The organism is Streptomyces sp. NPDC053665, from assembly GCF_055585285.1.
In genome coordinates this window covers 76,081-89,353 of the sequence record NZ_JBVJKK010000013.1, presented here as the reverse complement: position 1 = coordinate 89,353, position 13,273 = coordinate 76,081, and the positions used below count along the sequence as shown (strand labels likewise).

Genomic DNA, 13,273 nt, shown 5'->3' with positions numbered 1-13,273 from the left:
GCGCGGTTGATGCCGTCGATCAGCGAGTGGCGGCAGCCGTACTTGTTGTCGAACTTCGACTTGGTGACCGCGTCGTTGACGTTGATCGCCGGGAAGAGCAGGGTGCCCTCGCGCTGCATCTCGTACAGGCGGTGCACGCCGGTCGTGGTCTCCTCGGTCACGCCGCGGATCTGCGAGGACAGGGCCGTCCAGTCCAGTGTGCTCGACTCCAGCAGGGCCCGTACGACGGCCAGTTCCTCGTTGTCGGCGGGTGGCAGTTCACCGGTCTTGCGGTAGGTGACGCCCTGGTGGACGAGGAGGGTGGCGTCACCGCCGTCGTCCAGGATCATGTTCGGGCCCGCGTGGCCGGGCCAGGTCAGGGCCTGTTCGGTGCACCACCAGTACTCCTGGAGCGTCTCGCCCTTCCAGGCGAAGACCGGGATGCCCGCGGCGGCCACGGCGGCGGCCGCGTGGTCCTGAGTGGAGTAGATGTTGCAGGACACCCAGCGGACCTCGGCGCCCAGGGCGACGAGCGTCTCGATCAGGACGGCGGTCTGCACGGTCATGTGCAGGGAGCCGGTGATCCGGGCGCCCGTCAGGGGCCGGGTTGCGGCGTATTCCTTGCGGATCGCCATCAGGCCGGGCATCTCGTGCTCGGCGAGGGTGATCTCCTTGCGGCCGAAGTCGGCCAGGGACAGGTCGGCGACCTTGAAGTCCGTGAAGTCAGCGGGCGGTTGCGAGGGCATGGGCACTCCTGGTTCGGTTCTGGATGGTGCGGTGGATCTCGACCGTCGCGCCGCAGCGGTTGAGGGTGATGTAGTGCAGCCCGGGCGCGCCCTCGGCCAGCAGCCGGTCGGCCATGGCCGTGGCGTGGTCGACGCCGATGCGGTGGCCGGCCTGCGGGTTGCCGCGTGCCTGCTCCAGCCGTGTGGCGAGGTCGTCGGGGAAGGTGGCGTGGGAGAGTTGGGCGAAGCGGGTGATCTGCCGGGCGTCGGTGGCCGGCATGATCGCCGGGATGATCGGGGTGGTGCAGCCGGCCGCTTCCACCCGCTCGCGCAGTCGCAGGTAGTCCTCGACCCGGAAGAACATCTGGGTGAGGGCGTAGTCCGCGCCCGCCCGGCACTTGGCCACGAAGTGGCGGACCTCGCTGTCCCAGTCGGGTGAGCGTGGATGCCGTTCGGGGAACGCAGCGACGCCCACGGTGAAGTCCCCCGACGCGCGCACCAGTGACACCAGTTCGTGTGCGTGGCGCAGGCCCCGCGGGTGTGCCACCCAGGGGGCGTTGGGGTCTCCCGGCGGGTCGCCGCGCAGTGCGAGCACGTCCCGCACGCCGGCATCGGCGTACTGGCCGATGATGTGGCGCAGTTCGTCGACGGAATGGCCCACGGCGGTGAGGTGGGCCACCGGCCGCAGTGTGGTCTCGGCGGCGATCCGCTGGGTGATCTCGACGGTGCGGTCGCGTGAGGTGCCGCCCGCGCCGTAGGTGACCGACACGAACGACGGCGCCAGTGCCTCGACGCGGCGGACGGCCTGCCACAGTGTCCGCAGGCCCGCCTCGGTCTTCGGCGGGAAGAACTCGAACGAGAACGACGGTGTGCCGCGGGTGAGGAGGTCACGCAGGGGGGTCATGGGCGGCCTCCGGCGTTGAAGTAGCCCGCCTGCGGGTGGTGGACGACGAGGGCGTCGGTGGACTGCTCGGGGTGCAGCTGGAACTCTTCGGACAGCTGCACGCCGATGCGCTCCGGCCGGAGTAGTTCGGCGATCTTGGTCCGGTCCTCCAGGTCCGGGCAGGCCGGGTAGCCCAGCGAGTAGCGGCATCCCTGGTACTCGGTGCGGAACATGCCCTGCATCTCGTCCGGGTCCTCCCCCGCGAAGCCGAGCTCGGAGCGCACGCGTGCGTGCCAGTACTCGGCGAGCGCCTCGGCGAGCTGCACCGACAGGCCGTGCAGTTCGAGGTAGTCGCGGTAGGCGTTGGCCTCGAACAGCCGGGCGGTCTCCTCGCCGATGCGCGAGCCGACGGTGACGACCTGCAGGCCGACGACATCGACCTCACCCGATTCCTCGGGGCGGAAGAAGTCGGCCAGGCACAGGCGCCGGCCCCGGCGCTGGCGCGGGAAGGTAAAACGGGTGTGCTCGCTGCCCTGCTCGTCCAGGATGATCAGGTCGTCGCCCTTGGAGACGCACGGGAAGTAGCCGTAGACCACGGCCGCCTGAAGCAGGTTCTCCCTTTGGAGCCGGTCCAGCAGGCCGCGCAGACGTGGACGTCCCTCGGTCTCGATCAGGTCCTTCGTCAGACCCCACTGGCCGCGGAACAGGGCCGTCTCGTCGAGCCAGTTCGCGTACTCCTTGAGCTGGATGCCCTTGACCACGCGGGCGCCGCGGAAGGGCGGGGTGGGCACGGGGTTGTCGGTGGCGACGTCGGAGCGGACGTGGCCCTCCTCCGGGCGCTCCTCGACCTGCGCCGAGGCGGTGGTGCGCACCCGGCGCTGCTTGAGTTCGGGGAGCTTGGCGCCGGGGACGCCGCGCTTGACGCCGATGAGGGCGTCCATCAGGCGCAGGCCCTCGAAGGCGTCGCGGGCGTAGCGGACCTCGCCCTGGTAGATCTCGTGCAGGTCCTGTTCGACGTAGGCGCGGGTCAGGGCGGCGCCGCCGAGAATGACCGGGTAACCGGAGGCCAGGCCGCGCTGGTTCAGCTCCTCCAGGTTCTCCTTCATGATCACCGTGGACTTCACCAGCAGTCCGGACATGCCGATGACGTCGGCCTTGTGCTCCTCGGCGGCTTCCAGGATCGCGGAGACCGGCTGCTTGATGCCGAGGTTGACGACGTTGTAGCCGTTGTTGGACAGGATGATGTCGACGAGATTCTTGCCGATGTCGTGCACGTCGCCGCGCACGGTGGCCAGCACGATCGTGCCCTTGCCGGCCTCGTCGCTCTTCTCCATGTGCGGTTCGAGGTGGGCGACGGCCGTCTTCATGACCTCGGCGGACTGCAGCACGAACGGCAGCTGCATCCGGCCCGAGCCGAACAGCTCGCCCACGACCCTCATGCCGTCCAGCAGGATCTCGTTGACGACGTCCAACGCCGGACGCCGCGTCAGCGCCTCGTCGAGGTCCGCTTCCAGGCCGTTGCGCTCCCCGTCGATGATGCGGCGCTTCAAACGCTCCTCCAGCGGCAGAGCCGCCAGCTCCTCGGCCGCGCCCGCCCTCAGCGACACGGCGGTGGCGCCCTCGAAGAGCTCCATCAGCTTCTGCAGCGGGTCATAGCCCTCGCCGCGCCGGTCATGGATCAGATCCCGGGCCGTGGTCACCTGCACTGCGTCGAAGCGGGCGAGGGGCAGGATCTTGCCGGCGTTCACGATCGCCGAGTCCAGACCCGCCTTCACGCACTCGTCGAGGAAGACCGAGTTGAGCAGGATGCGGGCGGCCGGGTCCAGGCCGAAGGAGATGTTGGACAAGCCCAGCGTCGTCTGCACCGCCGGGTGGCGGCGCTTCAGCTCGCGGATGCCCTCGATGGTGGCCACACCGTCCTTGCGGGACTCCTCCTGACCCGTACAGATGGTGAAGGTCAGGCAGTCCACGAGGATGTCCGACTCGTGGATGCCCCAGGTGCCGGTCAGGTCCTCGATCAGCCGCTCGGCGATCTCGACCTTCTTCTCCGCCGTGCGGGCCTGGCCCTCCTCGTCGATGGTCAGCGCGATCAGGGCGGCGCCGTGCTCCTGGGCCAGTGCGGTGACCTTGGCGAAGCGGGACTCGGGGCCGTCGCCGTCCTCGTAGTTCACCGAGTTGATCACCGCGCGGCCGCCCAGCTTCTCCAGGCCGGCCCGGATGACGTCCACCTCGGTGGAGTCCAGCACGATCGGCAGGGTGGAGGCGGTGGCAAAACGGCCGGCCAGCTCCTCCATGTCGGCGACGCCGTCGCGGCCGACGTAGTCCACGCACAGGTCGAGCATGTGCGCGCCCTCACGGATCTGGTCGCGAGCCATCTCCACACAGTCGTCCCAGCGGCCCTCCAGCATCGCCTCGCGAAACTTCTTCGACCCGTTGGCGTTGGTCCGCTCACCGATGGCCAGGTAGGAGGTGTCCTGCCGGAACGGCACACTCTGGTAGAGGGAGGCCGCGCCCGGCTCCGGCTGCGGGTCGCGCCCGGCCGGAGTGACGCCCCTGACCCGCTCGACCAGCCGGCGCAGGTGCTCGGGGGTGGTGCCGCAGCAGCCGCCGACCAGGGACAGGCCGTAGTCGCGCACGAAGGAGTGCTGCGCGTCGGCCAGGCCCTGGGGGTCGAGCGGGAAGTGCGCGCCGTCCCGGGTGAGCACGGGCAGGCCGGCGTTCGGCATGCACAGCAGCGGGATGCGGGAGTGGCGGGCGAGGTGGCGCAGGTGCTCGCTCATCTCGGCCGGGCCGGTGGAGCAGTTCAGGCCGATCATGTCGATGCCGAGCGGCTCCAGGACCGTCAGCGCGGCGCCGATCTCCGAGCCCAGCAGCATGGTGCCGGTCGTCTCGAACGCCAGCGAGCACAGCAGCGGCACGTCGGCGCCGAGGGCGTTCATGGCCCGGCGGGCGCCCACCAGGGCCGCCTTGGTCTGCAAAAGGTCCTGGGTGGTCTCCACCAGCAGCGCGTCCGCACCGCCGGTGAGCAGGCCCTCGGCGTTGGCCTGGAAACCGTCGCGGACGGTGCGGTAGCCGATGTGGCCGAGGGTGGGCAGCTTGGTGCCCGGGCCGATGGAGCCGAGGACCCAGCGCTGCTGCCCGGTGCGCCGGGTGACGTCGTCGGCGCTGCGCCGGGCGATGGCCGCGCCCGCTTCGGAGAGTTCGGCGACGCGCCCGGCGATGTCGTACTCGCCCAGGGCCGCGTGGTTGGCGCCGAAAGTGTTGGTCTCCACGCAGTCCACCCCGGCGGCGAAGTACGCCTCGTGCACCGCGCGCACGATGTCGGGCCGGGTGACGTTGAGGATCTCGTTGCAGCCCTCGAGGTTGTGGAAGTCCTCCAGGGTCGGGTCCTGGGCCTGGAGCATGGTGCCCATGGCCCCGTCGGCCACCACCACGCGGGTGGCCAGGGCCTCGCGCAGCGCCAGGACGCGGGTGCGGCTGTCGTCGGGGGTGGAGGGGCGAGTCATGCCGCACCTTCCGTCGGCGCGCAGGCGCTGGTGGTGACTTCACCGGCGACGTGGGCCCGGCCGGTGGTGGGCAGTGCCTCGACGGCGACCCGGGCGGGTGGGTCCTGGCGCACCGGCGCGTTCAGGACGGCGTCGGCGATCGGGCCGGCGGTGTCGTCGGGGTGGCCCTCGGTCACGGACTGGGAGGTGAATGGGCAACGGGGCATGATTCTCCAGAGGTCGACGTCTCACGACAGCCCGCGGGCCGTCCGTGTGTCGTCACCATGGGGCCGGTTCAGGGGCGTCCCGCTCGTGCGGCGGCGGATTGCAGCATCCGGGCGAGGGCCGCGGGTGCGGTCGTGGCGCCGGTGAGCACCACCAGCGGGGGTCGCCCGCCGCGCGCGGCGATCAGCCGGGCGATCTCGTAGGCGGCGCTGCCGCCGCCGCAGAACGCGCCCAGCACCAGCAGCCCGGCTCCGTCCATCAGCGGGCGCAGCGCGTCGTGGCGGACGCGTACGCCACCGGGTGCGCAACGCAGCAGGACGACCGACTCAGGGCCCTTGTAGGCGGCGGCGAGCTGGTCGTAGCGGGAACGGGGGGTGCCGTGGGTCTGTACCAGGCAGACGATTCCATCGTCCGGGCCGGCGGCGGGCCGCAGCGCTGTCAGCGGCGGGCCGGCCGGAGCGCTGGGCGGCGTGGCCGGCGGGGCGTCGGGCGGCTCGTCAGGTGTGCGGGCGGGCGTGGCCGGGGGGGCATCGGGTGGCTCGTCAGTTGTGCTGGCGGGCGTGGCCGGCGGGGCGTCGGGCGGCTCGTCGGGGATGGGGTGTGGATGCGGTGCGGGTCGTCTGCCGGTCGTCGCGGCCAGCAGGGGCAGCAGGTCGGCGACGGTCGTGGTGTCGCCCGGCAGGTAGGGCAGTTCGCCCAGGAGTAGCGCGCTGTGGGTGAGCGCTTCGCTGGCGTCGGCGTGCGGGTCCGGGTGGCAGGACGCGGTCAGCACCAGGGCGCCGTCGTCGTCGCGGTGGGCGAGGAGGGTGAGCGGGAATGCGGTGAGGGCGCCCAGCGGGTCGGGCCGCTCCACGCGCACGCCGAGGGCGGCCAGTTCCTGCGTCAAGTCTGGGGCGGGGCGCGGCCCGCCCTCGAAGGCGAGGAGGCTGGCAGCGGGTGGACGGTGACCGGCCGGCGGGAAGTGGCCGGCGGGCGGCTGGTACGCGGGGTCGGGGGTGGCCAGTCCCTGCGTCGGGTCCGGGGCGGACCAGTGGTGGATCTGTCCCGGGGAGAGCCATTCGTAGCAGCTCATGTCGAGAACGCGGTCGCGCAGTTCGGTCAGCAGACCGGCCACGGTGCGTTCGGGTGCGATGCGGACGCTTAGCGGCATCGTGGTGCGCAGCGCGGCCGGGAGGCGGTCGGCGCCGTCCAGGAGGATGCCGCGGCCGGAGGCGGTAACCGCGAAGCGGACCGTCGCGGGTGCGCCAGCGGTGCCGGTGGCGCCGGTGGTGGCGGCCCGGTAGAGCAGTACCGCCCACACGGTGTGCAGGACACTGCTTTCGGTGCAGCCCAGGCGGGCGGCCCATGCGGTCAGCCGCTGGGTCTGCTGCGCGGTCAGCCGGATGCGGGTGCGGTGCGCGGGGCCGGGTGCGGTGGTGAGCGGGCCGGGCGGGAGGCCGCCTGCGGGCGGGGCGGCTCCCTCGGCTCCATCGGCTCCGCAGGCTGCGGACCAGAACTGCCGGGCGGGGGCGGTGTTCCGGCGGTCGAGCCAGCGCACGTAGTCGCGCAGGTCGGGGCGGCGTTCGCCACCGGGCAGCCGGCCTCCTGCCAGGTAGGCGCGGTAGAACTCGTGCAGCAGCAGTCGCGCGCCGGTGTCGTCCAGCAGGGCGTGGTGGTAGCTGAGCAGTACCCAGGCGGGCGCGGGTGCTGTGCCGTCGGTGCCGGCCGGGCCACCGGCGAGGACGCTGACGCGCAGGCCACCGGAGTGGCGCGGGTCGAGACCGCGGCGCACGTCCTGGGCGATCAGGTCGGTGAAGCGCACGGAGCCGTGCGGCAGCCACAGCACGTCGGCGTCTGCGTGGTCGTGCAGGACCAGCAGGGGCTCGGGGCTGTCGTCGAAGGCGGCGCGCAGCACGCTCTCGTGGTCGACGACCGACTGCCAGGCGGCGCGGAACCGGTCGGGATCCAGCGGTCCGTGCCAGGCCCACGACAGCCGCTCCACGTGGCGGCCCGGGTGGGCGTCGGCGTCGGCGAGCAGTTCACGCATCAGGGGCGTCGGGGCGAGCGTGCGGGTGGAGGCGGGGCGGGCTGCGGGCGCGCCGGGGCGGGTCAGCAGGTCTGCGAGGAGCCCGTAGGGGAACGTTTCTCCAGGCTCGGCACCGGGCTTAGCACCTGGCCCGTTGGTGCCGTCGGTGGTCAGCCGCAGCGTGTGATGGCCATTGCCGTGCCGGTCGAGGCGGTGGTGCAGGGCGCCGACGCCCGGGAGGTGGCCGGCCGCCTGGCCGAGGGCGGCCTGCAGGTGGTCCCGGTTCAGCGGGCCGTGCACCTCCAGGCGCGGTCGGCGATGGGGGGCCGGCCCGAGGTCGACGACGATGCAGGTCGGCTCCTCGCCGGACGGCAACGAGGTGTATTCGGTGCTCATCGGCTGTACGGGGCGCGCCTGCGTGGTCGCGCGTACGGCGTGCGGTCGACGTACGGTGTGTGCCGACCTCGGCGTACGGCTGCGAAGGCCCCCCTTCCCTCCCCTCTGCGAGTGCTCGACGAGTATGAGCGGGGCCGCCCATGCGGGCCTGTTACGGCGCTGACGTCGCGGTGGACGCGCCCAAGGTGCGCGCGATGCGGCCCTGCCCGGTGAGGCTTAGCGCCTCAGGGAGGGTGCGGGCAGGGAGCGGCGGCCGCCGTCCCGATGCGCCGGCGGAATGTGCGGCGGGATGTACGGCGAGGTGTTCCGGGTCGGGCCCGCGGCGCGCGGAGGGGCTGGGCTTCGCCGTGTCCTGCCGTCCGATGCTGATGCCGTCCGAGGGTGGGCGTGTGACGCGGGTGAGGCCGCGGGCCGCGTGCCGTGGTGGTGCCATGACTGGTTCCTTCTCGCTCACCGCTTCGCCCCGGGCCGAGTGCGGGCGGGGCCGGGGCGGCTGGGGCGGAGCCGAGCGGCTTCAGGGGGTGAGCAGATCGGTGACGGCGCCCATGAGGCCCTCGTCGAGCATGGTGTGCGGGGCGGTGTCGCGTGCGGTGTCGAGGCCGGTGTCGTGGCAGGCGACGCTGATGAGGTAACGGCCCAGCGCCCGGTGGGTGGCGAAGGCCCATTCGCCGCGGGAGGCGGGTCGGCCGTCGGGGGCGAGGAGGCCCGCGCCGGCGGTGCCGAAGCCGAACTCGGTGAAGCCCAGGCGCAGTCCCTGACCGATGGCTTTGGTGTAGGCCTCTTTCAGGGTCCACAGTCTCAGCAGGGCGGCGGCGCGCTGTGGTTCGGGCAGGGGGTGCAGTTCGGTGCGTTCGGCCGGTGTACACACGTGGCCGTGGATGAGGTCGAAGGACATGGTGCGGTCGGCGGGTTCGGCGTCGACGCCGATACGGCCGTTGCGGCTGACGGCGACCGCGATCAGGTCGTCGGTGTGGGTGAGGCTGATGTCGACCTGGTCCAGTCCGCGCAGGTAGGGCCGGCCGCCGATCTTGTAGGCGAGGTCGAGTGCGGCGGCCTGGGTGCCCAGTGCGGCGGCGGCGGTGTACTTGGTGACCAGGCGTGAGGTGACGAACCGGAAGCGGACCAGGGGGTCGGTGGTGCGGCGGTAGCGTTGCCAGTCGCGGCCGAGCAGGGGGCGCAGGGCGGGCTCGGTCAGGGCGGGGCCCAGCCATTCGCCCCAGGTGGCGAACACGACGGCGTTGCCGCGTGCGTGCATGTCGTGGCTGATCTGGTGCCAGGGGCCGTCGGGGCCGCTGACGTGGACGGGCCGGCTGATGCGGTCGGCGTCGGCCGGCAGGCACGCCGGGTCGGTGAGGGGGGGCGTGGGCACCTCGGTTCACCCCTTTCCTTGGTGGTTCTCGCGCGGATCGCGGGCGTTGCAGGCGGGTGCGGTGGGCGGCGGCTTTCGGGCGGATGCGGTGGACGGCGGCTTGCGGGCGGATGCGGTGGGCGGCGGGGTGGGGGGTCCTTAGCGGGCCAGGGGCGTGGCGGCGAGGTCGCAGCCGAGGCCGGCGCGGTAGCGGCGGATCAGTTCGTTCAGGACCTGCTGGGTGCAGCCGTCGGGCAGGTCGGGCACGGGGATGCCCAGGCGGGCGCCGATGCGGGACAGGGCGAGTACGGCCCAGGCGGCGTCGGCGAGGAAGGGGTCGCTGCCGTCCTGGCCCTCCCAGATGCCCAGGACGGCGGCGGCGGCGACGATCAGGCTGTAGCGGTCGCTGAGCACGAGTGCCGCAGGCTCGGACAGGCCCGGTCCGTGGCGTGGCAGGCGCAGGCACATCTGGCGCAGGGCGCGCAGTTCGGCGGTGAACGCCTCGGCGAGGGCGGCCAGGGCGGTGATGTGGCCGCCGACGCCGCGGGCCGGGGCCAGGCGGGCGGCGGAGTGGAGCAGGGAGGCGGCCATGAAGTCGCCGCCGCCGGCGATGCCGAGCAGCCGGTAGTCCAGCGCGGGCAGCTCGGCGCCGGTGCGGAAGAGTTCGGGCGGCGGTTCCTCCTCGGTGAACCAGGCGGTCTCGGCGAGGGTGTGCAGCTGCGGCACGATCACGGACTGGCAGGAGGCGGTGCCGGCGTGGCCGAGTCCGGCCACGGGCAGGTCGCGGACGAGTTTGTCCAGGGCGCCGTATTCGGGGCTGTGGTGCTGGTAGCCGCGGCCGCCGAGGACGGCGGCGAGTTCTTCGAGGTTCTCGCGCAGCAGGTCGGGGACGACGTATTTGACGGCGGCGGCGAACACGTGGGCGCGCTCGGGCAGCAGGCTCAGGGCGCGCAGGGCGACGCTCGCCATGGCGTCGCAGGCCAGCAGGTCGGCGAAGACGCCGGTGAGGGGTTTGTGCCAGCGGCGGGCCACGGGGCCGCTGCGGGACGTGGTGGCGGCGCGGACGGCGGAGTGCAGGACGGTGTCGGCGGCGGCGGTGACGACGCCGCAGATGACGCTGCGGTTGACCTGGAAGGTGCGCAGGGCCAGGGCGACTCCCTGGCCGGTGCGGCCGACGAGCGCGTCGGCGCCCACCGGCCGGTCGTGGAAGTGCAGTCCGCTGAACAGGGCGCCGCGCATCCCGGAGGTTGGCACGCGCGGCAGGTGCACCACGCTGCCGGGCGGTGCGTCGGCGGCGTCGAGCAGGAACACGGAGTGGCTGTGGGGGCCGCGCGCGGTGTCGGTGCGGGCGTAGACGACGTGGGCGTCGGCGCGGGCGGCGTTGATGATGACGTCTTTGTGTCCGGTGAGGAGATGGCCGCCGCCGGGTGCGGGGCGGGCGGTGAACTCGTGGCGCAGGATGGCGTTGGCGTGGGCGAGTTCGTGGTGGACGATCGTGGCCCGTTGGCCGTCCAGCAGCAACCGGGCCAGGCGGCTGCGCTGCTGGTCGCTGCCGGCGGCCCATACGGCGCCGATCGCGAACAGCGAGGTGATGCCGTGGCCGAAGCCGAGGGCGACGTCGCGCCGGAAGAGGGGGCGCAGGGTGCGGGCCAGCAGGTCGGCGCGGGTGAGCCGGCCCCCGTGAGCGACGGGGACGAATTCGGCGGCCAGTTGCATCTCGTCCAGGAGTTCTTCGGTGGCGCGGGGCGGGGTGCGCCGGTCGTCGGCGGCGAACAGGGCCCGCAGGCCGTGCGGGTTGGCGGGGTCGTAGGGGTCGCCGAGCCGGGCCTCCAGGCGGGCCGCGCGCAGGTTCGCGGCGCGCTCCCAGCCGCCGGGTGCGGTGCCCGGGGCGTGTCCGGTCTCGGCGGTGGTGGTCATCGTGCTCGGTCAGCTCCTCGGGTCCGGGCGGGCCGGTCGCGCGCCCGTACATCACCCTGGCCCGGGCCTCTGGTGGGGTGCCGGAGCCTGACTGGAGTTGCGGTCCAGGCCCGGTACGGGCGGCGTGTGGGACGTCGACGCGAAATGGCTGATCAGCGCCATGGATTCCAGGCGGACTCCACTGTTGCTGAAGTGTTCTTCTAGTGGGGTGCGAGCGGGCGGCGAGCCGATGTGCGGTATTCCCTCACCCCACCGCGAGAGAGTCTTCTCCTTTTCCTTGGAAGTGGGCGGCGGAGAGTGGCATTCCGGGCATGGAAAGGGGGCTGCTACGGGTCTTATCCTTCCGGCCGGTCGACGAGTCCGGCCGGGAGGAGAAGAATCCCGCAGCAGCCCCGGAGCGTGTGCGGTCAGGGGCCGCTCAGCCGGTCTTGCGCCGGAAGTAGCGCTTCTGACCTGCGGGCCCGCTCATTCCCTTCACACGCAGCCGGCCGTCCTCGTGGGCCTGGCGCGCCTGGTTGGCGTTCGCCTTGCGGGCCAGGGCCTCACGGAACTTCGCCCGGTTGTCACCGTCGAGACCATGGTTTCCGTTGCTGCCGCCATTGCTGTCATTGCCGTCATTGCCGTCGGAATTCGGCTCGGGAATTGCAGCCATGCATGCCTCCTGAAGGGAGAGGGGGGTGTGGCGTCAGACTGGCACGGAAATCCCGCACCGGCCAGACCGCACTTGACATACCGGGAATGGAATCCAGCCGTTTCGAAACCGGATCACCTCACGACCCGGTGGTGACCGGTGACCTCCTTCGCTCCCGGTTCTTTGGCTCTGGGTCGGCGGGCAGCAGGGAACTCATTACGGTCGTCAGCAGGAAGACGGCGACATTGCACCAAAGGACTGCCGCCGTGACCGAGGCGGATCCCCCCGCCCCGGCGTGCCGCCCCGCCGCCTCGCCCAGCTGCCCGAAGTACAGCCCGGCGATGACGGCGACCCCGACGGCCGAGCTGAACTGGATGGCGGCGTTGAGCACCCCGGAGCCCGCCCCGGCGTCATCGGCCGGGACGTCCTCCAGCACGACGGCGGTCAGCACCGGGGTGGTCAGGCCCATCCCGCAGCCCATGACCAGCTCTGCGGCGGCCAGTTGCGGCCAGGCCAGCTGCCCGTCACCGGCCGCCCAGATCTCCAGCAGTGTCCACAGGGCACCACAGCCCATCAGCAACGACCCCGCCGCCACGCACGCCCGGCGCCGGCCCGCACCGTGCTTCCACGCGATCTGGAAAGTGGCGGTGATACCGACCGGCCACGCCGCCGTGACCAGCGCGGTCTTCAGCACCGGCCAGCCCAGCCCCGTCTGCAGGTGATAGGTGAGCACGAGGAAGAACGACGCCACACCGCTGAACACCAGCAGGGTCACGGTCAGGCCGACCCGGGCGGAGCGGTGCCGGAAGAGTGTCGGCGGGACCAGCGCAGAGCCGTCGCGCCGGTGGCGCACACCCTGCTGCCTGACGAACACCGCGAACGTCGCGGCACCGGCGCCGGCCAGGACGAGCATCCAGACCGGCCAGCCCTGTTCACGTCCCTGGATCAAGGGATACATCACGCCCAGGGAAGCAACCGTCAGCAGCACGACACCCGTCACATCCAACCGCGGCGGCTGCTGCGAGCGGGACTCGGGCATACTGCGGACCGCGAGGATCAGTGCAATCAGCCCGAGCGGCACGTTGATCAGGAAGATCGCCCGCCATCCCAGGCCCAGCACATCCAGGTCGGTGAGTGTGCCTCCGAGCAACGGGCCTGCGACGCTGCCGATACTGAGCGCCGTGCCCAGTACGGCGAACGCCTTTGCCCACTCGTCCCGGTGGAACATCGTCACCACGACCGACACGGCCTGGGGCACCATCAGCGCGGCCATGAAACCCTGCGCGAACCGCCCCGCCACCAGCACCGCGGGAGCACCGGCGACACCGCACACCGCCGACGCCACGGTGAATCCGGCGACCCCCGCCAGGAACAGGCGCTTGCGTCCGTAGATGTCGCCGAGCCGGCCCCCCGTGATCAGGAACAGGGCGAAGGCCAGCGCGTAACCCGCCACCGTCCACTGGGCCGTGGCGAAGCCGGCCCCGAGATCCTGCTGGATGGCGGGCAGGACCACGGTGACGGCGTTCGCGTCGAGGTTGTCCAGGAACGACGCCAGGGTGACCACGGCGAGCGCCAGCCAACGTTGCGGTGAGGCAGCGGGCAGCGCAGAGCCGGTGGACCGGGACGGCGCCTGCTCCGGGCCCTGGTGCGCGGTGGAGTCGGTGGGCTCAGGCATCGCA

Annotated in this window: 8 protein-coding genes and 1 pseudogene; all 9 read right to left on the bottom strand. The window is 72.3% G+C overall.

Annotated features, from left to right (window positions below):
* Window positions 1–725: adenosylhomocysteinase (locus ACZ6ZN_RS32940; RefSeq protein WP_469651870.1), on the bottom strand; the 725-nt coding region annotated here is incomplete at its 3' end.
* Window positions 703–1,608, bottom strand: a complete 906-nt coding sequence (gene metF / locus ACZ6ZN_RS32935) for a methylenetetrahydrofolate reductase [NAD(P)H] (protein WP_469651868.1) — start codon at window positions 1,606–1,608, stop codon at window positions 703–705. The genes metF and ACZ6ZN_RS32940, both read right to left, overlap by 23 nt.
* Window positions 1,605–5,093 carry a methionine synthase gene (gene metH / locus ACZ6ZN_RS32930; RefSeq protein WP_469651866.1) on the bottom strand — a complete coding sequence of 1,163 codons (3,489 nt, stop codon included), beginning with the start codon at window positions 5,091–5,093 and terminating at the stop codon, window positions 1,605–1,607. The genes metF and metH overlap by 4 nt, the downstream gene beginning before the upstream one ends.
* 14 nt (window positions 5,094–5,107) lie before the next feature.
* A pseudogene (locus ACZ6ZN_RS32925) lies at window positions 5,108–5,299 on the bottom strand (S-adenosylmethionine synthetase N-terminal domain-containing protein); the annotation flags it as partial.
* 68 nt (window positions 5,300–5,367) lie between these two features.
* On the bottom strand, window positions 5,368–7,698 hold the full coding sequence (locus tag ACZ6ZN_RS32920) for a condensation domain-containing protein (RefSeq protein ID WP_469651864.1): 2,331 nt from the start codon (window positions 7,696–7,698) through the stop codon (window positions 5,368–5,370).
* A gap of 514 nt (window positions 7,699–8,212) precedes the next feature.
* A complete protein-coding gene (locus tag ACZ6ZN_RS32915; protein WP_469651863.1) occupies window positions 8,213–9,067 on the bottom strand; it encodes a 4'-phosphopantetheinyl transferase family protein in 855 nt (284 codons plus the stop codon).
* A gap of 138 nt (window positions 9,068–9,205) precedes the next feature.
* Entirely contained in the window at window positions 9,206–10,963 is a 1,758-nt protein-coding gene (locus ACZ6ZN_RS32910; protein WP_469651861.1) for an acyl-CoA dehydrogenase, read from the bottom strand.
* A 418-nt stretch (window positions 10,964–11,381) separates the two neighbouring features.
* Window positions 11,382–11,615 (bottom strand): DUF5302 domain-containing protein, encoded by a 234-nt coding sequence (locus ACZ6ZN_RS32905; protein ID WP_451879502.1) that lies wholly within the window; start codon window positions 11,613–11,615, stop codon window positions 11,382–11,384.
* Window positions 11,616–11,733: 118 nt separating this feature from the next.
* Window positions 11,734–13,269 carry an MFS transporter gene (locus tag ACZ6ZN_RS32900; RefSeq protein ID WP_469651859.1) on the bottom strand — a complete coding sequence of 512 codons (1,536 nt, stop codon included), beginning with the start codon at window positions 13,267–13,269 and terminating at the stop codon, window positions 11,734–11,736.
* Between the last annotated feature and the right edge of the window lie 4 nt (window positions 13,270–13,273).